General features: G+C 27.9%; 17 protein-coding genes, 3 tRNA genes and 7 pseudogenes. 20 read left to right on the top strand and 7 right to left on the bottom strand.

Going from position 1 to position 26,424, the window contains the following annotated elements; genetic code table 11:
* Positions 1 to 26: 26 nt before the first annotated feature.
* The 14 genes and pseudogenes from DJ007_RS08235 (at position 27) to DJ007_RS08160 (ending at position 15,297) form a co-directional block, all read left to right on the top strand.
* Positions 27 to 661 (top strand): annotated as a pseudogene (locus tag DJ007_RS08235) (GGDEF domain-containing protein).
* An 11-nt stretch (positions 662 to 672) separates the two neighbouring features.
* A complete protein-coding gene (locus DJ007_RS08225) occupies positions 673 to 3,102 on the top strand; it encodes an HD domain-containing phosphohydrolase (RefSeq protein ID WP_129409170.1) in 2,430 nt (809 codons plus the stop codon).
* A 157-nt stretch (positions 3,103 to 3,259) separates the two neighbouring features.
* Positions 3,260 to 3,556 carry a helix-turn-helix transcriptional regulator gene (locus tag DJ007_RS08220; RefSeq protein ID WP_129409169.1) on the top strand — a complete coding sequence of 99 codons (297 nt, stop codon included), beginning with the start codon at positions 3,260 to 3,262 and terminating at the stop codon, positions 3,554 to 3,556.
* A 79-nt stretch (positions 3,557 to 3,635) separates the two neighbouring features.
* Positions 3,636 to 4,313 carry a protein disulfide oxidoreductase gene (gene pdo / locus DJ007_RS08215; protein WP_129409168.1) on the top strand — a complete coding sequence of 226 codons (678 nt, stop codon included), beginning with the start codon at positions 3,636 to 3,638 and terminating at the stop codon, positions 4,311 to 4,313.
* 2 nt (positions 4,314 to 4,315) lie between these two features.
* Positions 4,316 to 5,269: a thioredoxin-disulfide reductase gene (gene trxB, locus DJ007_RS08210; protein WP_129409167.1), complete on the top strand. Its 954-nt coding sequence runs from the start codon at positions 4,316 to 4,318 to the stop codon at positions 5,267 to 5,269.
* 163 nt (positions 5,270 to 5,432) lie between these two features.
* A pseudogene (locus DJ007_RS21040) lies at positions 5,433 to 7,943 on the top strand (adenosylcobalamin-dependent ribonucleoside-diphosphate reductase).
* Between the two features lie 184 nt (positions 7,944 to 8,127).
* On the top strand, positions 8,128 to 8,508 hold the full coding sequence (locus DJ007_RS08200) for a hypothetical protein (protein ID WP_129409166.1): 381 nt from the start codon (positions 8,128 to 8,130) through the stop codon (positions 8,506 to 8,508).
* A 65-nt stretch (positions 8,509 to 8,573) separates the two neighbouring features.
* Positions 8,574 to 10,131 (top strand): annotated as a pseudogene (locus DJ007_RS20190) (ATP-binding protein).
* Positions 10,132 to 10,876: 745 nt separating this feature from the next.
* Entirely contained in the window at positions 10,877 to 11,767 is an 891-nt protein-coding gene (locus DJ007_RS08180) for an ABC transporter ATP-binding protein (RefSeq protein WP_129409164.1), read from the top strand.
* The gene (locus tag DJ007_RS08175; protein ID WP_129409163.1) at positions 11,748 to 12,488 is read left to right on the top strand and encodes an ABC transporter permease; all 741 of its coding nucleotides are present in this window, start codon (positions 11,748 to 11,750) and stop codon (positions 12,486 to 12,488) included. The genes DJ007_RS08180 and DJ007_RS08175 overlap by 20 nt, the downstream gene beginning before the upstream one ends.
* Before the next feature lie 16 nt (positions 12,489 to 12,504).
* On the top strand, positions 12,505 to 12,627 hold the full coding sequence (locus DJ007_RS19160) for a hypothetical protein (protein WP_276318714.1): 123 nt from the start codon (positions 12,505 to 12,507) through the stop codon (positions 12,625 to 12,627).
* 312 nt (positions 12,628 to 12,939) lie between these two features.
* A complete protein-coding gene (locus tag DJ007_RS08170; protein ID WP_165974081.1) occupies positions 12,940 to 13,764 on the top strand; it encodes an ATP-binding cassette domain-containing protein in 825 nt (274 codons plus the stop codon).
* Complete coding sequence (locus DJ007_RS08165) at positions 13,764 to 14,504, top strand: ABC-2 family transporter protein (RefSeq protein ID WP_129409161.1); 741 nt, start codon at positions 13,764 to 13,766, stop codon at positions 14,502 to 14,504. Before DJ007_RS08170 ends, DJ007_RS08165 begins: the two co-directional genes overlap by 1 nt.
* Before the next feature lie 76 nt (positions 14,505 to 14,580).
* Positions 14,581 to 15,297 (top strand): ABC-2 family transporter protein, encoded by a 717-nt coding sequence (locus tag DJ007_RS08160; protein WP_129409160.1) that lies wholly within the window; start codon positions 14,581 to 14,583, stop codon positions 15,295 to 15,297.
* Here the strand turns inward: DJ007_RS08160 and DJ007_RS08155 are convergent.
* Positions 15,286 to 16,878 carry a Na+/H+ antiporter NhaC family protein gene (locus DJ007_RS08155; RefSeq protein ID WP_206076236.1) on the bottom strand — a complete coding sequence of 531 codons (1,593 nt, stop codon included), beginning with the start codon at positions 16,876 to 16,878 and terminating at the stop codon, positions 15,286 to 15,288. The two genes, DJ007_RS08160 and DJ007_RS08155, sit on opposite strands and share 12 nt — an antisense overlap.
* 366 nt (positions 16,879 to 17,244) lie before the next feature.
* Here DJ007_RS08155 and DJ007_RS20185 point away from each other — a divergent pair, with 366 nt between their 5' ends.
* The 4 genes and pseudogenes from DJ007_RS20185 to DJ007_RS08140 all read left to right on the top strand — a co-directional run bounded on the left by DJ007_RS20185 (position 17,245) and on the right by DJ007_RS08140 (position 18,930).
* Complete coding sequence (locus DJ007_RS20185; RefSeq protein ID WP_129409159.1) at positions 17,245 to 17,460, top strand: metalloregulator ArsR/SmtB family transcription factor; 216 nt, start codon at positions 17,245 to 17,247, stop codon at positions 17,458 to 17,460.
* Positions 17,421 to 17,576 (top strand): hypothetical protein, encoded by a 156-nt coding sequence (locus tag DJ007_RS14745; protein WP_165974080.1) that lies wholly within the window; start codon positions 17,421 to 17,423, stop codon positions 17,574 to 17,576. The genes DJ007_RS20185 and DJ007_RS14745 overlap by 40 nt, the downstream gene beginning before the upstream one ends.
* A 39-nt stretch (positions 17,577 to 17,615) precedes the next feature.
* A pseudogene (locus DJ007_RS08145) lies at positions 17,616 to 18,685 on the top strand (permease).
* A gap of 13 nt (positions 18,686 to 18,698) precedes the next feature.
* A pseudogene (locus DJ007_RS08140) lies at positions 18,699 to 18,930 on the top strand (thioredoxin family protein).
* Between the two features lie 17 nt (positions 18,931 to 18,947).
* Here the strand turns inward: DJ007_RS08140 and DJ007_RS08135 are convergent.
* Entirely contained in the window at positions 18,948 to 20,291 is a 1,344-nt protein-coding gene (locus DJ007_RS08135) for an FAD-dependent oxidoreductase (RefSeq protein ID WP_129409158.1), read from the bottom strand.
* A 726-nt stretch (positions 20,292 to 21,017) separates the two neighbouring features.
* Between DJ007_RS08135 and DJ007_RS08130 the strand changes: the two are divergent.
* Positions 21,018 to 22,447, top strand: a pseudogene (locus tag DJ007_RS08130) (alpha-amylase).
* Between the two features lie 170 nt (positions 22,448 to 22,617).
* Here DJ007_RS08130 and DJ007_RS08125 read toward each other — a convergent pair.
* Together DJ007_RS08125 and DJ007_RS08120 are read right to left on the bottom strand one after the other, a co-directional pair.
* Positions 22,618 to 23,957, bottom strand: a pseudogene (locus DJ007_RS08125) (FAD-dependent oxidoreductase).
* 179 nt (positions 23,958 to 24,136) lie between these two features.
* Positions 24,137 to 25,348, bottom strand: a complete 1,212-nt coding sequence (locus tag DJ007_RS08120; protein WP_129409157.1) for an MFS transporter — start codon at positions 25,346 to 25,348, stop codon at positions 24,137 to 24,139.
* A 131-nt stretch (positions 25,349 to 25,479) separates the two neighbouring features.
* Between DJ007_RS08120 and DJ007_RS08115 the strand changes: the two genes are divergently transcribed.
* Positions 25,480 to 25,962 carry a metallophosphoesterase gene (locus DJ007_RS08115; RefSeq protein ID WP_240739396.1) on the top strand — a complete coding sequence of 161 codons (483 nt, stop codon included), beginning with the start codon at positions 25,480 to 25,482 and terminating at the stop codon, positions 25,960 to 25,962.
* A 36-nt stretch (positions 25,963 to 25,998) separates the two neighbouring features.
* On the opposite strand, the gene DJ007_RS08110 is transcribed toward DJ007_RS08115, so the two are convergent.
* From DJ007_RS08110 to DJ007_RS08100, 3 genes are all read right to left on the bottom strand, one after another.
* A tRNA-Gly gene (locus tag DJ007_RS08110) sits at positions 25,999 to 26,072 on the bottom strand.
* 13 nt (positions 26,073 to 26,085) lie between these two features.
* Positions 26,086 to 26,171 (bottom strand) — tRNA-Leu (locus DJ007_RS08105).
* Between the two features lie 21 nt (positions 26,172 to 26,192).
* Positions 26,193 to 26,268 (bottom strand) — tRNA-Lys (locus tag DJ007_RS08100).
* Positions 26,269 to 26,424: the final 156 nt, after the last annotated feature.

Below are 26,424 nucleotides of genomic sequence, written 5' to 3'. Positions count from 1 at the left end.
CAAATAATATAAATAGCAAGGATTATATGTGGAATAAAAACGATCTTCTTGCTATTGCCTTAAAAAATAAAAACAATGAGCTCATTGGTTATATATCCTGTGATAGCCCTAAAGATGGATTAAGACCAACAACAGAAGATATGCAAATATTGTCTGTTTTAGGAAAAATTATTTCTATGATACTTGTTCATGGAGAACATTTTAAAGAAATTAAAAAATTGAGTGAAACAGATTATTTAACCGGATTATATAATTCATCAAAATTGAATAAAGACCTTCAAATGTATGAAAGAGAAAAAAAACTGATCTCTGTGGCATTTATTGATCTGGATAACTTTAAAAAAATAAATGATAGATATGGGCATTTAAAAGGAGATTTACTATTAAAAGATTTTTCGGATATATTAAAAAATTCAATTCGCTCGAATGATAAAGCATATAGATATGGGGAGATGAGTTCGTAATAATTTTTGAAAATATTAATAAATTCAGAGCCAGAAATATCATAAAGAGGATAAAAAAGAATCTTGCCAGTACGGGTTTAAAATTTAGTGTAGGAATTGAAGATAGTAGTAAAACAAATATCGACATTTTAATAAAAAAAGCAGATAAAAAAGCTTATACTGCAAAAAATAAAGGTAAAAATAAAATAATATATTAAGAAGGGATAGCATGAAAAAAATTTTTATTTTCTTAATCATTATAATAATTCCCATACTTTCTCTTTCAATAACGATTGGCTTGTATAAAGCCCCACCTATTGTTATTGATGAAAATACTGGATTTTTAAATGAAATATTAAATTACATTGCAAAAAAGAATAATATACCTTTAAATATTATTATAGACTCACAGGAAGATTTAATTGAAAAATTAAAAGAAGGAAAAATTGATGCTGTTGCACCTTTAGGGTATACGAAAGAAAGGGCTGCAAATTTTTACTTCAATAAAGATCCTGTATTTTTTGAGTGGGCTGTTGTATACACAAGAAATAATTTACATCTTAATTCGTTACTTGATTTAAAAGGCTTAAAAATTGGAGTTATGAAAACAGATATCTTTTATGAAGGCAATGCTGGAATAAAAGATATTTTGAATAGTTTTAAAATTAAGGCAGATTTTATTGAATTTGACTCATATAAAGATATTTTCGAAAATTTAAATCAAAAAAAGATTGATGCTGGAGTTGTGCCGAGATTTTTTGGTCTTGATCAGGAAAAAAATTATAAAGTAAATAAAACATCTATTATTTTCAAACCAGTTGGCGGATTTATCATGTATAAAAAAGATGATAACCTTAAAAAAATTTTTGATATTTTTGATAAAAATATAGTAAAACTAAAAGAAAACAATACGTCTTTTTATTATAAGACATTTGATAAATATTTTGAACCAGTTATACGAGAAAAAATTCCGGTATGGTTAAAAATTAGTATAGTATTCGGAATTATTACTGTTTCCATAATTATTGCTTTATTCTATTTTTATTCAAAACTATTAAAAAGAAAAGTTGACAAAAGGACAAAAAGTCTTAAAAATGCACTTTTGGAATTAGAAGCGAAAATAACAGAACTGAATAATTCAAAAAAACTTATAGAAGAAATTGTTAATCTTTCGCCAAATCCAATATATATAAAAAATATAGAGCAAAAAATCATTTTTGCTAATAATGCTTTAGCCAATCTTCTCGAAATGAAAAAGAGTGATTTAATTGGAAAAAATTTGTTAGAAATATTTGATAATAATAATAAAAAGCTATTAGAAGATTCTGTTATTGAAGATATTGAAATAATATCTGATGAAAAAAAAGGATATGTTGATAATTTTAAATTAGTTATAAAAGATAAAATTTTGTATTTTAAAGATTATAAAACATCAATTCCATTAAATAATAATGAAAAAGGATTATTGGTTCTCTGGGTTGATATTACTGAAATTATAAAATCTCAAAAAAAATTGGAACAAAAAAACAAAGAATTACTTGATGCAAATAAAAAGTTAGAGGAAGTCATTAATCTTATATATAATCTAGAAGAAAAAAATATAAACTTGGAAATGTATTTTGATTATTTACTTAAAAATGCTTTGAAAATTATAAAAAAAGCCAATTATGGAAGCATTTCTATCGGAAAAGGAGAAAGATGGCAATTTCTCTCAGTAGCTGGATATGATATTAATATATTGAAATCCCTGGAATTAAAGAGAAAATATATGATACAAACACAAGAAAAAATCCAAATTTTTAAAAGTAATGAATTAAGAAAATTTAATGAATCTATTTTTGACGAAAACACTCTAAAAAAATTTTCGCGAGCCGTAAAAAATGTTAAGGAAATTATGCTTGCAACAGCATATATAGATAAAAATATAATTTTGAATTTTTCTCTGGATATAGCGGAAAACAGTAATGAAAGTTTTGACGATGAAGATAAAAAAATATTCCAATCTTTTATTAATCTGGCAAAATCTATTCTCTCAAAAAAATTAAATATTGATAAGATCAAAAATGCCTATTTAAACTTTGCAAATAAATTAGCTTTAGTAGCTGAAGCTCATGATGACATCACAGGACAGCATATATACAGAGTTGGAGAATTAGCTTCATTTGTTGCGAAAAAGTTAGGTTTATCAGATGAAAAAATATTAGAAATTCGAGAATTTGCTCCTTTACATGATATAGGGAAAATTTTTATTCCATTAGAAATTTTAAATAAAAAAACACGTTTAACAGATGAAGAATTTGAAATTATGAAAAAACACACAATTTATGCAAAAAGGCTTCTGGGTAATGATCCGTACTTTGAAACAGCTTTAAAAATTGCTTTATACCATCATGAAAAATATAATGGAGGAGGTTATCCTTTTAATTTAAAAGGAGACGAAATTCCTATAGAAGCACAGATTGTATCAATTGTTGATGTATATGATGCATTACGCTCAAAAAGACCTTATAAAGATGCCTTTTCACACGAAAAAACATTGAAAATAATTCTAAATGGTGACGATAGAACTTCACCAGAAAACTTTAATCCGAAATTACTGGAAATTTTAAAAAAATATTCCGCTGATATTAAAGACATTTACAATGCTTTTTCCGATTAAAAGCCCCGTTATCGGAGGCTTTTAATTTTATACTTAATTTTAATATAATAAAAACAAAGTCTTCACCTTTATTAGTTGACAAATATATACATTTTGTATATAATATGAATGTGGATAAAAAACTTGACTTTTTTTGTTGTATTTTGGAGGTCTGAATATGGAGTCGACTAATAAATGTAAGGTATTTAATAAAAGCGGAAAATTAATATGTGACCTTCTGCTTATTTTGATTGCTGAAAAACCCAGTTATGGTTATGAATTATCCAACAGGCTTTGTGAAATGGGGATAACAATTCCTGAGGGAATTGGGCAAAAAGGTAGGGTATATAGAGCTTTATCTGAATTGGAAAAAAGAGCTGAGATAATATTTGATTGGGATACAACTTCCAGTCCCCAAGAAAAATTTATAAAGTTACAAAGAAAGGGCATGAAAGAATTAAAAATTTTATTATAGAGATGGAAGAGCAAATTGTAATATTAAAAAACTTTATTATGAAGGCAAAAGAAAATATATAAAACCGGAGGTGTTTTTTGTGGAAAAATTATTAGATGAAAAAACATTAGAACAAGTGAGAGATTTATTAGGAGAAATGAAAGGTAGAGTTAGAATCATATTATTTGAAAAAGAAAATTGTGAATATTGTGATGTTACAAAACAATTATACACAGAATTAAAAGAAGGCGTAGAAAATATAGATTTAGATGTACATCATATTGACTCACCAATAGCTGAAGAATATAATATAGACAAGACATTAGCTCCAGCAACTGTAATCTTAGCTTCAAACGGCTCAGACTTAGGAGTTAGATTCTATGGTATTCCTTCTGGACATGAATTCAGCACGTTGTTACAGGATTTAATTTTATTATCTAAAAATGGTGAAGTTGAATTGTCAGAAGATACAGTAAATAAATTAAAAACTATAAACAAAAAAATGAGATTAAGAGTATTCGTTACACCAACATGCCCATACTGTCCAAGAGCTGTTTTATCAGCACATCAAGCAGCTATGATTAATGAAAATATCAATGGTGAAATGGTTGAAGCAAATGAATTTTATGAAATTTCAATGAAACATAATGTAAGTTCTGTTCCTCATACAGTAATTGAAGTATTTGAAAATGGAGAATGGGTAGTAAAAGGTGAATTCATTGGTGCTTATCCAGAGCCAAACTTTGTTGAAGAAGTATTAAAAGCTGTGGAGGGATAATAATGTTTTTTGATCTTGGATCATCTAAAAAAAAGCAATTGAAAGAATATTATGATATGGTAATTATTGGTGGTGGCCCTGCTGGTGTTGCTGCAGGTATATATGCAGTACAAGGTGGAATTAAGCCTCTAATAATAGAAAAAGATTTAGATGGTGGTCAAATAAACCTTACTGAATACGTTGAAAATTATCCAGGTTTTAAATCTATTAGTGGTGAAGAATTAGCAGAAAAAATGGGAGAACATGCTAAAGAGTTTGGTGTAGAATTTCATTACGGAGAAGTTATTAATGTAGATTTTTCTAAAGATGAAAAAATAATATCATTGGATGATGGAAGCATTGTAAAATCTAAAACTGTACTTATAGCAACAGGAGCAACACCACGAAAATTAGGTGTACCTGGCGAAAAAGAATTTGCTGGCAGGGGTGTTTCTTATTGTGCAACCTGTGATGGGCATTTCTTTAAAAATCAAAAGGTTGCTGTAATAGGTGGAGGAAATACTGCAGTAGAAGAAGCATTATATCTTTCTAAAATTGCAAAAGAAGTGTATATAATCCACAGAAGAGATAAACTCAGAGCAGATAAAATTTATCAGGATAAAGCATTCAATACAGAAAATATTAAATTTATATGGAATTCTGTAGTTAAAGAAATAAAAGGAGATAAAAAAGTTCAACAATTAGTGCTTGAAAATAGAGAAACTGGTGAAGTTACTAATTTTGACGTTGATGGAGTTTTTGTTTTTGTTGGATTATTACCAGTAACTCAATTATTTAAAGATAAAATCGCTTTAGATGATTATGGGTATATAATTACTGATGAACATAGAGAAACAAATGTAAAAGGGGTATTTGCTGCAGGTGATGTAATACAAAAAGAATTAAGGCAGATTATAACTGCAGCTGCTGATGGAGCAATCGCAGCATCCTTTGCAGTGAGAGAATATTTTAATTAATTAATTAATTAAATAAATAAAACAAGAGTCGGTATTTTTACCGACTCTTGCTTTATTTTATGAATATTAAAAATTTTCACAAATTATAGTGTAAATAATTCGTTAAGGTACTATATGTTGTGGTATAATGGTACATGGGAAATGAAATTAAGGGGGTACGGTTGTGGAAAAATTGTATAATCTTGAAGATTTTTTAGATTTTTTTTCTGATATTAAACCTTCAGATAATGCCGAAAGAATTTTAAGAGACAGATATTTATTAAAGGATGGTGAAGGAAATTATTTAGAACACACATGGGAAGATATTGCAAGAAGGGTATCAAGATATATTGCAAGTGCAGAAACACTTTATACAGAAGATATAGAAAAAATCCGAAAAGTGGAAAATATTTATTTTAAATTATTAAAAAGTCGTGTCTTTCTCCCTAATAGTCCCACATTATTTAATGCTGGAAAAACATTAGACCAGGAAATCTTCAAAAAAAATCTTGAAGATATGACTTTTGAAGATTATAAAAATATATACAATTCAAGGTCAAGACATAATATGCTTTCCGCCTGTTTTGTTGTTCCGCTTGAAGATTCAATGGAAGGTATTTTTGATGCAGTTAAAGATGCTGCCTTAATACAAAAATATGGTGGGGAGTAGGATATGATTTTTCTGTATTAAGGCCAAAAGAAAGTTCTATTGCAGGAACAGGTGGAAAATCATCAGGGCCAATTAGTTTTATGCATGTTTTTAATACTACCGCTTCTACAATAGAACAGGGTGGGGCAAGACGTGGAGCTCAAATGGCTGTTTTGAGATATGATCATCCTGATATAATAGATTTTATTAATTCTAAAAAAGATAATGATGGGAAATCTGTTTTAAATTATTTCAATATATCAGTTAATTTTGATAATCCTGAGGAGTTTTTGCAAAAATTAGAAAATGATGAGGAAATAGAATTATCTCATCCAAATTCAAATATAAAAAAAACAATAAAGGCAAGAGAATTATTTGATTTAATGGCTAATAATGCATGGAAATCAGGAGATCCTGGAATGCTTTTTCTTGGAAGGCATAATAAATATTATGCCTTGGGTGATGAAACACCAGTCAGTGCTACTAATCCCTGTGCGGAAGAACCTTTGCCGCCGTATGGAAGTTGTAATTTGGGCTCTATTGACTTATCAAAAGTAAATGATTTCATAGAATTGGGAAATCCAGATTCAGAAACAAATGAATTATTTAAAGAATTAATATATTGGACTGCAAGATTTTGGATGATGTTATTGATATTAACGTTTATCCATTAGAAAAAATAGATAAAGTTTCAAAAGAACAACGGTTTATAGGTCTTGGAGTTATGGGGTTAGCTGATGCATTGTATAAAAAAGGCCTGCCATATAACTCTGAAGAAGGTAGACGATTTATGGCAGAAACAATGGCACAATTTGCATATTATTCTCATCTTGCCAGCACAGAGTTTGCAAAAGAAAGAGGTAATTTCCCATTATTTACGAAATCCAGATATAAAGATGGATTTATCCCATTTCCAATGTTAGAAGACGATTATTCAGAAAACATAAAAAAATGGAATCAATTAATAAAAGAACATTTTTTTGGTGAAGCAAAAGAATATAAAAGAAATGTTCAGGTAAATACTGTAGCTCCAACTGGTTCTATTTCAAATATTGCTGATACGTCAAGTGGTATTGAACCAAACTTTATGCTTGCATACATTAGATATATGACTGATAAAGAAGGTAATAGAGTACCATTAACATATATAAATAATATTTTAAAAGAAAAATTAGATGGTTCTTTAAATAGTGAATTAGAAGCAGAAATTATTGAAAAAGGCTCGATTCAAACCATTGAAGGTATTTCAGAAGAAATTAAAGAGGTTTTTGTAACTGCAATGGATATATCTGGAATGGATCATCTTTTAGCTCAAAATGTTATCCAGAGTTATTTAGATGCTTCATGCTCTAAAACAATAAATTTACCTAAAGAAGCTACAGTTGAAGATATAAAAGGAATATATAAAAAAGCTATGGAATTAAATCTAAAAGGTATCACCATTTACAGAGATGGATCGTTAGAAACTCAGGTACTAACAAAAGCTAAAAAAGAAGATAAAAAGGTTACATTCTTTGTATTAGACGAAAAACATAAATTAAGGGCAAGGCCAAGAAAAGAAACTTTAAAAAGCGTAACCAGAAAATTTAAAATTCCTGAAGGAACTGTTTATATTACAGTATCATTTGATGATAATGGAGAAGCCATAGAAATCTTCTTATCAGATGGAACAGAAACGGCGGAAATAATTGGTAGATTATCATCTATTGCATTAAGATCAGGTGTTTCAGTAGATGAAATCTTGGAACAATTATCCAAAGTAAAAGGTTCATATTGTAAGGGTATATCGAAAGAAATCAAAAGTGCTCTTGAAGATTTTAAAGATTTATGGAAGAAAAAGATATAGAGGTATTTCACGTAGGAAAACCTTTAAGTAAGGAAGAGGTTGAAAAGTTTGTTCATGCCAATAAATTAGAATATACAAAAGGATATTATATTGATAATGAAGGAAATACATATTGTCCCACCTGTTTAAGTAAAAACTCACTATTAATGATAGAAGGATGTATTTCCTGTAAAACATGTGGCTGGTCAAAATGTTCATAATAAAATATATTAAATTTAAATAATTTATTATATAATCAATTATATAAATAACATTTGAGGTGAGAAACATGGCAGAATGTAGAAATTATCATGAAGCAGCTATTGAGGGAGCTAATGATGGTATTTTTCATGGTGACCACATCCATCCAACTGTAATGATATGGCATCATTAAATGATGAAAAAATGAAAAAGTTAGTAGAAAAAGTGGCAGAATATGATGCAGACTACGCAGATGATTTAAAAGAAATGCTGGGAGAATATGATAATGATGTGGAAGATATTCCAATTCCATTTCCATTTTCTTTTGGAAGTGAAAAAGAATTTGAAGATGCTGAAGTTTTATTAAAAGAAGTAGCAGATATTACAGAGGCAAAAGCATATTCGTTTATAGTTGAAGCAATGAGTGTTGATAATGAAGAAGATACAGTTCCATCATTATTTACAGAATGCAGAGAAGGGAAAATATTCTTAACCCTGTTTGATTGGGAATATAAAAAAGTTGATGAAGAAGAATATGAAAGTACAGATGAGGATATTCAAAGTTTCAGATTAAAGATATTCTAACAAAATGGAGTTCAATGAACTCCATTTTTGTTATGATATAATTGTGGCAGGAGGAGGTGGAAACGATGAAAAAATTGCCAATAGGGGTACAGGATTATAAAGAGTTAATAACCGAAAATTATATATATGTAGACAAAACAAAATATCTGTATGATTTAATGACAAGTGGAAAATTTTATTTTCTATCACGCCAAGAAGATTTGGAAAGAGCTTAACAGTATCAACATTATATTATATATTCAAAGGAGAAAAAGAATTATTTAAGGATACATATATATATGATAGATGGGAATTTAAAGAGTATCCTATAATAAAACTGGATATGTCTGATAATAATCTGAGCTCATATGAAGAATTTATTAAATCATTATATGATAAAATTAATGAATTATATAAAGAACAGGAAATAGAACCAACAACAGATGATTTACCAACGATGTTTGGAAACTTAATAACTGGATTAAGCAAAAAACATAAAGAAAGAGTGGTAATATTAATAGATGAATATGAAGCGCCAATATTAGAACCTCTAAACAATAAAGAAGAAGCAGAGAAAGTAAGAAGATTTCTAAGGGAGTTTTATAAAAAATAAAAACAAAAGACGAATATATAAAGTTTGTATTCTTAACAGGAATAACGAAATTCACAAAAACAGGAGTATTCTCTGCATTAAACAATTTAAACGATATATCATTAAACAAAAAATACTCACAGATGTTAGGATATACACAGGAAGAATTGGAAACGTATTTTAGCGACCATATAAAAGAAACATCAGAAGAAATGGGAATAAGTGAAGAAGAATTATTAAAAGGATTAAAAGAATATTATAATGGCTTTTCATTTGATGGAGAACATTATGTATATAATCCATTCTCAATATTAAAATTCTTTGAAGAAAAAGAATTTAAAAATTACTGGTTTGAAAGTGGATCCCCATCATTCTTATACGAATACATAAAAAACAGAAAGATAACATATGAAGACTTAGTAAAAGAAACAGTAAGTGCAATGGATTTCTCAACAAGAGAAATAGAAGATGCAAATGCAAATATATTCTTCACACAGGCAGGATATCTAACATTTAAAGGAATAAAAAAATTAGGATTAAAAAAGAAATATATACTTGACTATCCAAACATAGAAGTAAAAAGCAGTTTCTCAAGATTAATATTAGAAGCAAACTATGGATTAAAAGGATTAGATGAAGCAGAAAATATAATATATGAAAAGATATATGACAATGATATAGAAGGATTAATAGAAGAAATGAAGAAAGTAATAAGTGCAATACCGTATAATCTACATGAAAAAGAAGAAAGATATTATCACTCATTGATATTTGCAATACTGGCAATAGCAGGATTGAACGTAAGAGCAGAAGAAATGACAAATCTTGGAAGAAGTGATGTAGTATTAGAATTCAATGAAAGAGTATATATAATCGAAGCGAAATTAGACAAAAGCGCAGAAGAAGCGATAAATCAGATAAAAGAAAAGAAATACTATGAAAAATACAGAGGAAAAGAAATATATCTTATAGGAATAAACATAAATTCAGAAAAAAGAAATATTGAGGATTATATTATTGAAAAAGCCACTTCGCTACGCGAAGGGTTTTAGGAATAATTATTATATAAAAAATAGAAAAAATAATTTTTGCTTTGCAAAAAGAGACCATAAATAATTTTTATGGTCTCAAAATTTTTCAATAATAGAGTCAAGAAAAGCTCTTTCATCATCTTCAAAAGAGTAATATCCTAAAGTAACGTGTTTTTGACCAAGACCATATTTAATTGCAAAATTTTTAATTTTACTTTAAAATTTTTTCTTTTTTAAAAAGCTCAGTGATGAGCTTTTTTGTTATATAAAATAAACTGATTTCAGTAGTTTAAACATACAACTAATATTTATATAACAAAAAATTAACAATAAAAAATATATCAAGTGATATAATAAAAGAGTAAATTTATTAAATTTACGAAAAATAAAATTCACTCTAAATTTACATCAATGTTTTTTTTGATAAAATTCTTGTGAATTAAAAATTAAAACGAATTTTGTTGTGAATAAATGAAATTTAATCTATTGAGATTTTTTGAATATAAAAGTTATAAAATTCACATTTTATAAACCGTAATATTAATCATACTTTTTCTATTATTTAAATCAAAATTTTCTATTTGGCTGCTAGCAGACTTTTTCTGGTACCAGAAAATATTATCAAAAAAGAGAAATAACTCTTAGAATGAATATAAATGATAATAATATAAATGAAGCAAAAGAGTTTTTAGAATATTTAAATAAGAATATACAAAAATTAATAAAAGCGTATGTTATAAGTAATTACTCCATGGAGGTAAAATAAATGAAAGAATTATTAAAAATAGAAAATATATGTAAAACTTATCCTAATGGAGTGAAAGCAAATAAAAATATAAGTTTTAAATTAAATGTAAATGAAATTATTGGATTGGTTGGTCCAAATGGTGCAGGAAAAACAACATTAATAAGACAGATTTTAAAATTATTAAAACCAACGTCTGGAAATATTATTATAAATGATAAAGTGAAGAAAATTTCTTATGTTCCGCAAATGCCTGTTTTTTTTCCTTCTCTTACTGTTGAAGAAAGTATAAAGATTCCTTTGAAATTTGAAGGATTAAATTCAAAAGATATTAATAATAAGACAGAAAACATCCTTCAAGAAACAGGATTAACAAGTATAAGAAAACAATATAATTATACTCTTTCAGGAGGACAAAAAAAATTAATAATGATAGCATTAGCATTTTCTCAAGATCCTGATATAGTAATATTAGATGAGCCAACATCAATGGTTGATATAATAAATAAAGAAAGGATCTGGAATTTAATAAAGAAATATAAGAAGAATAAAGGTATATTATTATCTAGCCATGATATGAATGAAATAAAAATTTTGGCTGATAAAGTAATTATAATTACAAATGGTGAAATTATATATAATGGAAAAATTGAGGAAATAAATAGAAAAGTCAAAACTCCTGTTGAATTAAATATATCAGTAGTAAATCCAAAAAAGTTAGAAAAAATAATAAAAGATAAAAATATTATTCACATGTCCAAAGGGAACAATTATTCATTGTTTTTTTCCGAATTATCAGAAGCTTTGAGTATTATTGAAAAAATAAAAGAATATAATGATATTCAATATTTAAATATTGAATATCCATCCTTTGAAAAAGGAGTGTATGAACTTGTTAAAAATATGGAATAAAATAAAAACAGGAGTAGAATTAGAATTTAAAGGAATGAGAATGTTTAAATTTCAAATATTTGTAAGTATGTTTTTAATTCCATTTTCCTATTTAATAATTGTTTTATTGAATAAAAGCACAAATATGGATTATTTGGTTAGCGGATTTATGATCTCAATGATGATAGGTGCATATTTTGGAATATTGTCTTTAAGAGTCTCAAATTTAATGCAAGCTGAAGTTATTGAATTATATACAACTTTTTCAGTTTCAAAAACAATAATAATATTTTCACTGGGAATAACCTATTTTTTATTAACAATGCCAATATTTTTTATATCATATTTATTTATAGCAGATAATATAATGGAAATAATTTTCAAAACATTAGTGCCTCTGTTGCTAGGAAATTTTTTGGTTATTTTAATATCAATTGCAATAGGTTTAAAGGTAAGAAATTATTATGCATTAATGGGGTTGATGCCACTTGTTAGTTATATTTTAATGATAATATCCCCTGTTTATTATCAAATAAAAAGCAACAATATAATAATAAAAAGTTTATTATACATAAATCCAATTGTTCATATATTAAATATAATAAGAACAGAACTAAATAAAAGATATATGATTTTTCCTTTATGGCAATCTTATAGTTTAATTATAGTTCTTTCATTTTTATTGATATTTTATATAAATAAAAAATTAAAAAGTATGTATATTTTAGAAAAAATACTTTGAATAAGGAGGCAAGACTATGAAAAAGAAAAGAAAAATAAGAATATTAGAAATTGGTTGCTACGATATCGAAGAGCCTAATTTCTGTAAATTCTGTAAATTTTATAGTCCAATTGGTGGAAAAATTAATTTAGTACCTTAAAATTTATTTTTTATAAACAATGTGTAATAATTACTAAAGGCCATCTGCTCTAATCCAAGCAGATGGCCTTTATAGTATAAAATCGATATAAAAATATTAAAAAAATGAGATTTCAGTTACTGTATCTTTCATGTAAATAAATTAAATTATTTTGAGAATTGAAATTAAAATTGAAAAAGTGAGAAAATTTTGATATCATTTTTAATGATAGTCTTGAAAAAATATTAAAATCTCAATATTCAACATTTATAAAAAGAAAAATTTATGCCTCTTAAAAAATGAAAAAGGTTAAATCTGTAGGAGTGATGAATATTGATTGAGTTTTCTGAGGTTACTTTGAAGATAAAAGATAAAACCATCTTGTCAGAGATTAATCTATCTATACCTGATAACAAAACAATAGGTATTGTTGGGAAAAATGGTTCTGGTAAAAGCTCTTTCCTAAAAGTGATGGCTGGAATTATAAAACCAACAAATGGAAAAGTAAAAGTATTTAACTATATTCCTCATAAAAAAAACAAAGAATTCTTAAAACAAATTTCTTTTGTTAATCCTCAAAAAGGAATTCTTGATTATTCTTTACCCGCTATTGATTTCTATAAATTTTTAGCGAAGGTTTATAAAATAAATAAAAAGGATTTTATGAATAAAGTCGAATATTTTGGAAAAATGTTAGATATTAAAGACAAAATTCATCAACCTGTTAGATTATTATCTTTTGGTGAAAGGGTAAAATGCGAAGTTCTGGCTAAATTAATTCATTCTCCAAAATTAATTATTTTAGATGAACCTTTTATTGGAATAGATGTTGATTCAAAAAATAAATTAATAGAATTTCTAAAAATGCAGAAGAAAGAGAGAAAAACTATTTTTATAGTAACCCATGAAATAAATATATTATCTGAGATTGTAGATGAATTAATAATATTTGATAAAGGTAAAATTTTGAGAAGGTTCAAGGAAAGTGAAATAGAACACTTTAAAGAACTAAAAAAAGTTGATTATGTATTTTCTGATGGAACAACAAAATCAGAAATAATAAATAAATTCAAAGTTCCAGATATTTCTTTAAAAAATATAAAATCAATTCAAATAAATGATATTACAATTGAAGATATATTAAGGGAGTTAGTATAATGGAATATTTAGAATATAGTAGATTATTGATGAAAAAATTAAAAGCATACAAACTTAATTGGTATTTATATATTTTTCAAAATATCATTAATTTCTTCTTTTTATATCTCTTTTTACAATCCGGAATAGGAGAGAAGGATAGGATAATCAGATATTATTTTTCTCTTTCATTTTTCTTATCTCATATAATTCCGGTAATAAAGCCCGGTTTTTTTAATTTGATTAGAAATGGTGAATTTGATAATTTAATTCTAATGCCTATAAATAAAATTCTCTATTTTTCCATTGTAGAAATTGTATACCCATTATACAACATATTTTTAACTTTGCCTTTTATTTTTATATTTTCGATTATTTTCAATATACCTCTTAAAAATTTAGTGGTTTTATTAGTAATTTTTCCATTTTCTCTTATTCTATCTTCTTTAATTTCAATTTTATTTAGTTTAAGTGCTTTTTGGTTAAAAAAAGGAGATTCTCTTTCGTTCTGGTCATATAGTTTATTTAGAATAATTTCTGGCGGTATAATTCCTATTAAATTTTTTCCGAATAAAATTAAAATGGTTTTGGAATTTTTACCATTTAATTATATAGTGAATTTTCCTGGTGAGGCATTTGCAAATGGTGTAATAGATATTGGCAATTTTTTAAAATTATTATTCTGGATATTAATAATATTTATTATCTCAAATATGGTTTACAATTATGCAATCTCAAAATATGAAACAGCAGGTGGTTGATAATGTTTGTACAAAGTTTTATTAATGGGATAAAAATTAGAATGTTATTTTTAAAAGATACTATATTAATGATTTTATGGGGATTTATGAATTATTAATAACAATAATGTTCTTTTCAGTAATAAAGAGTAATTTCAATATTAATATATCAAATGAAAAAATGTTATTATTAATCGGAACTGCTTTTATTGTAGAAACAATATATTATACTTTTTTTGGCTCATCGCTTCTCAATTTAAGTAATTTAATCATAGAGGGAAAATTAGATAATTATATTTTAATGCCCAGGAATGTTGGATGGATTTTATCTATAATAAATATGGACTCTTTATATTTAATTACCCTAATACCTAATTTATATATTATATTAAATGTTTATAATTGGCATATATCAGATTTTATAATATATATTTTAAACATCATTATCATGGTTCTGATAAGATATTCTTTTCAATTAATAATTACTTCGTTGAATTTTATTTTTGTAAATGTAAAATTACTTGAAGATACTATTAATACCCTTTTTTCATATGCATATTTACCTAAAAATATTTATACGTCTTTCTGGAAATATGTTTTTATAGTAATTCCGGTAAGTCTTTTCGCAAATGTTCCAGTAGAAAGCTTAATAAAAAAAGTATTTATGATAAAATATTTTATATTTGCTATTTTATTATTTTTATTAGCAAATATAATTTTCAAAAAATCATTGGAAAGGTATATTAGTGTTGGGGATGATAATAAAAAAGGAATGGCTGAAGCCATTCCTTTTTTATTGTTATTAAGCTTTTAAGTCTTTTGGATCTGTTGATTTTCCGTAGAATCTTAAAACTGCCCAGATTGATGCAAAACCTAAGATTAATGAAATCCATACAGGTAATCCTAAACCAACTGGAATATAACCAACAATTGCGGCAATTAATGCAGCAGTAAGTGCATATGGTAATTGTGTTTTAACGTGATCAATGTGGTCTGCAGATGATGCCATTGATGACATAATAGTTGTATCTGAAATTGGAGAACAGTGATCACCAAATGTTGAACCTGTTAAAACAGCACCCAAGGTTGCAAATACCAATGTTGAAGGTTCATTATTTGTATATGCTGCTGCAAGAGGAACAGCTAAAGGTAACATAATAGCCATTGTACCCCATGATGTGCCTGTTGCGAAAGCAACAATAGAAGACATAACAAATACTAATACAGGAATTGACCAACCAGGTAATGATGAGGATACAACCTGCACCAAGTATTCAGCAGTTCCAAGATCAGAAGCTATTGAACCTATAGACCATGCCAAAATCAAAATAATTGTAGTGATAACCAATGATTTTGCACCTTCAACCCATGCTTCAAGAGCTTTTCTCAATGTCATTATTCCTTGAGATACCGCCATAACAACAGCAACGATACTTGCTAATACTGAAGCCCATATTAATGCTGCAGAAGCATCTGCATTACCGAAAGCATCTCTAATGCCATCCCATGTAAATGGATTATCCATTCCTCCACCTGAATACCATAATCCTACAAATGCAAAAATAACCAAAGTTAAGATAGGGACTAATGCATTTGAAACTTTTAATGGGATATTATCTTTTTCAAGGTCTTTTTCAAAATCTGTTGATAACATTGGTTCTGCACCATCAGCTAAAACCTTTCCTGTTAATCTTGCTCTTTTTTCTGCTTCATACATTGGTCCAAAATCTCTCATCATAATACCAACCATGAATACCATAAATAATGCAAATAAACCATACATTCTATATGGAATTGATTGGAAGAATACATTATATGGATTTACTTCTACACCTAATGATTTAAAAGCATCTCCGATTAAACCTAATTCATAACCTATCCATGTTGAAATTGCTGCCATTGTTGCAACTGGTGCAGCAGTTGAGTCAACGATATAAGATAACTTTTCCCTTGAAACCTTTAATTTATCTGTTAAAGGTCTCATTGTAGGACCAACTATTAATGTATTAGCGTAATCATCAAAGAATACAACAACACCCATTAATGCTGTAGCTACCTGGGCACTTCTGGCTGTTTTTGCTTTTTTAGCAAGAGCATTAGCTATAGCTCTTGTTCCACCCATTTTTGCAATAACGCCAACCATACCACCTATTGTTAATGTGAATATAATAATACCTGCATGCCAACCATCAGCCAAAGCGTTTACTGGATACTCTAATGTTTTTGTATAACTTTCTACAAGTTTCATAAAGAAACCTGAACTTGATGTAGCGAAAACATTAATAAGAGCACCCGAAAAAACACCTAATAACAATGATAATATAACTTCTTTTGTAACAAATGCTAAAATGATAGCTAATAATGGAGGAATAACAGACCAAAAACCATAATTCACTTCTGCACTATCTCCCCTGCTGCAAAAGCTATTGCAGCTGTTAACAAAAAAACCGCCATGATAAAAAGTACAATAAGCTTCTTTTTCATAAACTCCCTCCTTTAATAGATTTTTAATTATTATATCATATTAAACATTATTTTGTCAAAATATCTTAATATATGAAAAATATCCTCTGCTGCAAATAAATTTTTATTACATAATTTTAATTATATTCCTATTAATTATATATCTTTTATTAAATAAAAATTAACAAAATATCTGTGTTTGTTTTTGTGATATAATTTTCACATTATGCTATTTTTATTTTAACTTAAAATTACTATAATATATCCGGATATCCGGATTAAAAAATGGAGGTGCCTCATGGAAGAATTAATGAAAATTTTAGCTGATAAAACACGTTTAAGAATTTTAAACCTATTAAACTTAAAACCTCGATGTGTATGTGAATTAACAGCTATACTGCAATTACCTCAATCAACTGTTTCGAGACATATTTCAAAAATGAGATTGATAAATTTACTCATTCCTCAAAAGAAATGTTATTTACAACATATAAAATCAACAATAAATTTTTAGATAAATACTCATTTTTAAAAGTTTTATTAGATGATTTAAAAAACGAATTTGAAAATGATATTAAAAGATCAGAAAAAGTATCTATAATTGATGGTAAATGTACTATAAAAGAATGAGGTGGGAGCTTTGAAAAAGGAAACAAAACTTTTTTTGCAATAATTGTTATTTTTTTAACTTTCTATTTTGTTCCTTTTAATGATATTCGCGTTCATAAGGCTTTAATTGGTGGTTTTGAGATGCTTCATAATTATGCCAGAGAACATGTGTTATTATGTTTAGTACCAGCATTTTTTATTGCTGGAACTATTTCTGTTTTTGTTAGTAAGAATGCAATATTAAAACTATTAGGACCTCAAGCAAAAAAGATAATTGCTTATCCTGTTGCTGCAGTATCTGGAGGAATTCTTGCAGTCTGCTCCTGTACTATCCTTCCTCTTTTTGGTGGGATTTATAAAAGAGGTGCAGGGATTGGGCCGGCAATGGCTTTTTTATTTACAGGTCCTGCAATTAATATTGCAGCTATATTTTTGACAGGAACCGTTTTAGGATGGAATTTATCCTTTTTTAGATTATTTGCAACAATAATATCAGCTATATTAATAGGCCTTATTATGCAAAGTATATTTAAAGAAACAGGTGAAGGCGGTTTTTCTTTAGGAGAAAGTGAAAAAATTCCCTGGTCAAAAACTCTTCTATTTTTGATTTTCCAATTATTGTTTTTAATCACAGGAAGTTTGAAAATTCCATTATTAATAAAAACTATAGTAATGAGTATATTTGCTATTATTTCTATTGCTCTTGCATTTACTTTCGATAAAGAACATAGAAAAAATTATATATATGAAACGTGGGATTTTACAAAAAAAATATTACCTTATTTATTCATAGGTGTTTTCATTGCAGGAATAATATCTGTTTCACTTCCAGAAGATATAGTTCAAGCTTTGTTAGGTGGAAATAGATTTTTTTCAAATTTATTTGCATCTATTTTTGGTGCTTTGATGTATTTTGCAACTTTAACAGAAGTCCCAATAATTCAGTCATTAATGTCACTGGGTATGGGGAAAGGTCCAGCTTTAGCTTTATTTATGGCAGGCTATACGTTAAGTTTACCAAATATGATTGTTTTAACAAAATTATTGGGAAAGAAAAAGGCTTTTACCTATTTTATTCTCGTTATTTTTTTCTCAACATCATGGGATTAATATATGGAAATTTAATTTAGGGAGGTTGGTTTTATGAAAATTGAAGTTTTAGGTTCTGGATGTCCAAGATGTAAACAAACATACAAAATTTTCAAATGGCTATTGGGAATTGAATAAAGAAGTAGAATTAAATTATGTAACAGATATAAATGAAATTATATTAAGAGGGATTATGGCTACACCTGCAGTAGCCATAGATGGAAAAATTGTTGTTTCAGGAAAAATACCAACATTGGAAGAAGCTAAAACGTTATTATCTAAATAACACAGAAAAAGATGGCATCAAGCCATCTTTTTCTGGATATATTCTAAGCCTACAGTATTTAAAAAATTCCACGGCTTATTAAAATGTGGTTGGAAGAAGAAATCAATAAATGCTAATTCTTTCATTTTCATTTTATTTTGTATTATAACTGACATCGTATTTATTGATTGGGTTAAATCTGCTTTTGAGCATATTTGAGCCCCTACTATTTTTCCATTTTTCTTTTTATATATAACTTTGAAAATTAATTTTTCAAATGTTGGCATGAATTCTGGCCTATGATTTTCTGTAATTATTATTGATTCAACATCTAACCCTTGAGATTTCGCTATAGATTCTGTTAGTCCTGTAGCAGCTATATTATTACCATATATTTTAATTCCAGATGTGCCTTGAGTTCCTAAATGCTTTAACCTTTTTTCTGTTAAATTATATGCTGCAATTGTTCCCATTCTTACAGCATTTGTAGCTAATGGGATATATTCATATTTTTTTAATGGATTATAATACACTGCACAGGAATCTCCTGCTGCAAATACATCTTTTTCGCTTGTTTTCATATACTCATCAACTATAATTGCACCATTCTCTAACATTTTTAATTTACCTTTAAATAAATCTGTATTTGGTCTAAAACCCATAGATAGAATTACTAAATCCGCTGCATGTTCGTTTTTAGTTGTAATAACCTTTTTAACTTTATTATTTTTACCTTCAAATTTAATAACCCTTTCACCTAAAGCTAGTTTGATCCCGTGTGCTTTTAATGCATTTTCTGCAATATCTGTAAATTCTTTATCTAAATATCTGCTTAATATTCTATCTTCAATATCTATTAGAGTAACATTTTTACCATGTTCTCTAAATGCTTCAACTAATTCTACTCCGATGTATCCTGCACCAATGACAACAACATTTTTTACATCATCCATTTTTTTAATTATTTCCTCTGCATGATAAAAATTTTTTGATAACAATATATTGTCCATGTGAATTCCTTCAATTTTTGGAATTATTGGCCATGAGCCAGTAGTAATAATTAGTTTGTCATATGAGTCATAAAAGACTTCATTTGTTTCTAGATTTTCAACTATAAGTTTTTTATTTTCAAAATCAACTTCTTTTACATTATGTCTCATTTTTGTATTAATCCCTAAACTTCTTAATTGTTCAGGAGAAGAATAAAATAATCCTTTTGGATCTTTTACTACTCCTTCAACATGTAATGCGATACCGCATGATAAAAAAGAAATTGTATCGTTTCTTTCATATACTGTAATTTTTGCATTTTTATATAATTTTGATGAGTTTATAGCAGCAGCTGTTCCTGCGTGAGTACATCCGATAATAGCGATTTTCATAATAATTCCTCCTTGTGATTTTTTTAATTTTTATCAAATAAGATATTTTTTGTCGGTTTTATTATAACATATATTTGTAGTCATTGTAATTAAAAATATATTACAGTATTTGTGGTATTACATAGCTGATCTATGCACATTTTAATCAATAAATACTGCTTTTTTGTTATTAAAATCTAAAATATTTAATTATTATTAATTATAGTTTGTTTTATCTTATTTTCAAAATATATTTTCTAATCTCTATATTTTTAAAATTATATTACAAATAGTATAATGTATGATGGAATGGGGATAATTTATATTTTAAGGAGTATAGCTAAAGTGAGGCGTTTTTTTAGGAATGTTTTGGTTATTATTTTATTGACTTTATTATTATTAACAGGGTGTGTAAAACAAGTTGATGGAAATTCTGGAAAAACTACCGCTTCTGCTACTGTAGTTAAAGGTGAATGGGCTCAGGCATATTTTAGAGGAACCCCGAATAATTGGGGAACAACATTAATGAAAAAAGTTGCGCCAAACACATGGGAAATTATAATTACATTTAATAATGGTGATGGATATGGAGTTCCAAGGTTCAAAATAGATCACTATGGTGATTGGAGTGAAAGTTATCCTGAATCTGATTATGAAGTAGAATCATATACCACATATAAGATAACATTTTATGATAATACACATTATATTGAGGTAAAAAAATATACAAGTCCTATAAATGGAGTAATGTTGCAGGGATTTCAATGGTATTTGCCAGAATATGATGAAACTACACAAAGAGGGTTATGGGTAGAACTTTCTGAAAAGATTCCAGAACTGTCATCTATGGGAGTAACGGCACTATGGTTGCCACCTGCTTATAAAGGGCAAGCAGGTAAAAGTGATGTAGGATATGGAGTATATGATATGTATGATCTTGGAGAGTTTAACCAAAAAGGAAGTATTGCAACAAAATATGGAACCAAAGATCAATATTTAAATGTTATAAATTCGGCACATTTGTATAATATGCAGATTTATGCTGATGTAGTATTTAATCATAGAATGGGGCAGATGCCACAGAATGGGTTAATGCAACCAAAGTTTCATGGAATGACAGAAATTTGGAGCTTGAAAATAGAAATATCGAAGCATGGACTGTTTTTGATTTCCCAGGAAGAGGAAATAAATACTCTGATTTCAAATGGAGATGGTATTATTTTGATGGAGTGGATTGGGATCAAAGTACTCAGGAAAGCGCAATATTTAGATTTAATGGAATAGGAAAAGCATGGGATTGGGAAGTCGATACTGAAAATGCAAATTATGATTATTTAATGGGAGCAGATTTAGATATGGATCATCCAGACGTAGTTCAAGAACTAAAGAATTGGGGAAAATGGTATGTTGATTTTACAAATATTGATGGATTTAGATTAGATGCTGTAAAGCATATAAAGTTTGATTTTTTCAATGACTGGTTGGACTATATGAGAAATACAACAGGAAAAGAATTATTTACTGTTGGTGAATATTGGAGTACAGATATAAATAGATTAAATAACTATATTTCAAAAACTGAAGGAAGAATGTCTTTGTTCGATGTTCCTTTGCATCAGCATTTCCATGATGCTTCAAATGCAGGTGGATATTATGATATGAGAAATATTTTTACTGGAACACTTGTACAATCAAATCCAATAAAAGCTGTAACCTTTGTAGAAAATCATGATACGCAACCTGGTCAGTCATTGTATTCTTCGGTGGAGGATTGGTTTAAACCATTAGCATATGCTATAATCTTATTAAGAAAAGATGGATATCCCTGTGTTTTTTATGGAGATATGTATGGTGCTCCTGGTATAACTGCTCAATATGACATTATAAAAAAATTAATAGAAGCAAGAAAATTATATGCATATGGAGAACAATATGATTATTTAGATCACTGGGACATAATTGGATGGACAAGATTAGGAGATGCTGAACATCCAAAAGCTATGGCTGTAATATTAACAGATGGTCCTGGTGGAAGTAAATGGATGTATGTTGGAAAGAAAAATGCAAAATTTATAGATTATTTAGGAAACAGAAGTGAGGAAGTATGGTCAAATTCTGATGGATGGGCAGAATTTAAAGTAAACGGAGGTTCAGTTTCTGTTTGGGTAGAACAATAGAATAAAAGATAATTATAGAAAAAGGAGGAAAAAATGGAATCGATTCTTTTTGTTGTAGTGTTTATTGGTATAATTATAATATCTCAATTAGTAAAAAATTGGATAAACAAGGATAAGTTTTAAAGGAGGTATTCATAAATAATAATGCTCCCAAATGGGAGCATTATTATTTACATTTGTGATAGAGCTTGTTCTGCGGCTACTGCAAGAGGATATACAGTTGGAGCGGCAGTTAATAATGGATGTGTTCCGATTTGCATAGTGAGTAAATCTTTTATATTAACTTCTTTTTGAATAGCAAGACTGATAATATTTATTATTTCTCCAACGCTCTTTCCGCCAACAATTTGGGCACCTAATAATAAACCACATTCTTTTGAAAAGATTAATTTCATTGTGATTTTTGAAGCATCAGCAAATTTTCCTGGATGTCTATCAACAACTTCTGCCTTACCTACAATAATATCAAATCCTTCTGCTTTTGCAACAGCTTCAGTTATACCGGCCGCAGCAAATGCTTTTCCACCAATCATAGTTGAATAAGCATTTAATGATCCTTTATTTGTTCTCAATAATTTTAATTTATATAAATTAGAAGCAGCGATTCTTGCGTCAAATACTGCAGCAGAAGCTAACATTAATCTTGAAGGTTTTCCTGTAAAATAATCTTTGTGTTGAACACAATCTCCAGCAGCAAAAACATCTTTTGCAGATGTTCTCATATAATCATCTGTTTCAATATATCCCCACTCTGTAACCTTTATACCCATTTTTTTAGCTAAATCTGTATTTGGTTTATAACCTGTAGCCATTATTACAATATCAGCAGGTATTTCCTCGCCATTTTCTAAAATAACCTTTTCTACTTTTCCATTTCCTTCTATTTTATTTACCTTTGTACTAACTAACACTTTTACATTATCACTTTCAATTTCTTGTTTTGCTATATTTCCAAAATCTGCATCAAATGATGCCGGTAATAAGTAATCTTTAGCTTCAATTAAAGTAACATTTTTTCCGGATTTTTTAATTTCATCAGCTACTTCAACTCCTATGAAGCCACCGCCAATAATAACTATATTGTTAGCATCTTTGAGTTTTTCCTGTACATTCCCTAAATATTTATAATTTTTTGGTATAGTCATTACATTTTCTAAATCATGACCAGGAATTGGTATAACAAATGGAGTAGACCCTGTTGTTATAACCAATTTGTCATATTCAAATACCTTTCCATTTTTTGTTTCTAGTTTTTTTTCTTCAACATTACCATCAATCACTTCATCGATTTCTAAATCAATATTATTTGATTTAAACTTTTCTTCAATACCCATGTAATCTTTTTCTACGGTGCCAAGTGTATGAAAAATATAAGGGATTCCACAAGGAACTAATTCTTTTTCTAATTTTTTAATTACAAGTATTTTTTTATCTTTGTATATTTTTCTTGATGTCATTGCAGCTATTAAACCTGCTGCACTACCCCGATCACAATAATATCATATTTCATAATAACACCTCCAAAGTTATAAATTTCACGTGAATTTTATAATTAATTCCAACAATTATATTATATCATAATTTACATATATATCTATAAAACAGATATGTTGATTTTATTAAAAAAATATTAAAAAAATTAGAGAATTAGAATTTTCTAATTCTCTAATGTTCTTAAGCAATGCTTTATTAATTTTCCAATTTCATATTATTTAAGAAGATAAGGCTGGAAAATATCATTATACTAACAAAAACTAATACGAAGGTAAAACCAATACTTTTAATAATAGCCCCTATTATTAGCGGTAAAAGAGCAGTTACTATATTTAATGCTCCAGATATACCGACGTATAAAGCTCTGTTTTCATTATCACTGATTTCTATTAAAACACCTTCAAAACTCATTTGTCTTGCGCTTAAAGTAAAGCCTGTTACTAAGAAAGTAATTGAATATAATATAGGTGTAGTTTTGCTCAAAAATAATGCTAAAAATGGTAATATACTACCCAAAATAATACAATATATTAATACTTTTTTATATCCTTTTCTATGTAACATATTGCCCCAAAAAAGACTGGCAACAACAATACCAATCATTTGTAATAATAAGAAATTACCAACCATATGGGAGGCTTCCGGAAATGATTTTTTTGCAAGTAATATATAAAATGGAATGATGATCAATCCGAAACCTGTTAAATTGCTAAATATTACATAATTTAATAAATTTCTATCGCGGGATAGGATTTTAGGAATATTTTTAATTATTTCAATAAAAGATGGGAATTGTTTTGTGGTTTCTATTTCTATTTCTTTAATTGCCCAGAATCCAAGTGATGCAATAAATAAAGAAAAAGATGCAATTAAAAACATGGTAGAATAATTTTTAGGATATTTTAGGTTGTTTAAAATATATTTTGCTAAAAATGCACTTAGCAAAGCAAAGGAACTTCGTGAAATCTGTCTATAGCTCATAAATTTTCTTTGGTGATCCTTTGGAATAGATTTTCCTAATAAATCTGTATAACTAACACCTGCGAAAACACCGCTAAATGAAAAAATTGAAATAATTAGAATAACTAAATTTAGAAGTATTGTATTTGAAATAGGTGAAACTAATATAAGTCCTATAGCAAGTAATGAAAAAATTCTCAAATATATTCCTGTTAATAAATAAGGTTTTTTTCTTTTTTTAGATACAAGAAAACTGGCAAATAAAAGTTGTGCTAATAATGGGACTCCAACTGTAATTGCAGTAACTATACCTAAAACAATCTCTCCGCCACCAGCTTTAATTATTAATGAAGGAATGACAGTATTTATTTCTATAAAGGAACTGGCTATTGCAAGGAAGATAGCATGCCATATAAAAGCATAAAAATTTCTTTTTATATTTTTCATTTTTTGACCTCCTTTAGTTCGCTAAACGAATTTTGAATAATTATAACATAAAAAAATTAAAAAATAGTAAAATGAAATAAACGGTAAAGCGTGTTATAATATTTTTAAGAGGAAATAAAATGGAGGTGAGAATGATGTGGTTGGTTATATCGGACACGCATGATAATATGCATAAAATGAAAGAAATAGAAAAAATCATAGAAAGGGAAAATATTACGGCTGTTTTTCATTGTGGAGATTTTGTAGCACCATTTGTTTTACCATATATTATAAAAGAAGGAATAGAATTTTACGGTGTTTTTGGGAATAATGATGGTGAAAAACTTTTATTGAGTGAAAGAGCTCAGAAAAGAATTTTACCAGGACCGCGTGAAATAAACCTCGAAGGATATAAAGTTTTAATAATGCATGAGCCATATGCTTTAAAAGCTGCGGAAGAAAGTGGATTATATGATTTTGTATTTTTTGGTCATACTCATGAGATAGTAAATAGGAGAAATGATAATGGAACCATCGTGGTAAATCCGGGTGAAGGCTCTGGTTGGTTAACAGGAAGAGCTACAGTGGCATTAATAGATCCAACTGATAAAGAAGTGAATATAATGGAAATATAAAATAAAAAGAGTTCCGGTTCGGAACTCTTTTTATTATGGAGCGGAAAACGGGATTCGAACCCGCGACCCCTGCTTGGCAAGCAGGTGCTCTACCACTGAGCTATTTCCGCCTATATGGATATTTGGTGCGCGAGGTGGGACTTGAACCCACACGGGTAAATCCCACTGGATTCTAAGTCCAGCGCGTCTGCCAATTCCGCCACTCGCGCGATGGCAGAGATATAAAAAACTGGTGACCCGCCTGGGACTCGAACCCAGGGCCCCTTGATTAAAAGTCAAGTGCTCTACCGCCTGAGCTAGCGGGTCACGCTCAATCCGTGTATTATTATATATTATTTTTTCTATTTGTCAAGTTAAGAAAAGATTTTTTTATTTAAGAAATCAAAAACATTCTTTTTCTATCTATTTAATCTAAATATATTAAGAAAAAATAGTAACTTATTATTATCTATTTTGCTTTTT

It is taken from the genome of Marinitoga lauensis (assembly GCF_004135675.1).
GTDB lineage: Bacteria > Thermotogota > Thermotogae > Petrotogales > Petrotogaceae > Marinitoga > Marinitoga lauensis.
This window is presented reverse-complemented; position numbering and strand designations above follow the sequence as displayed.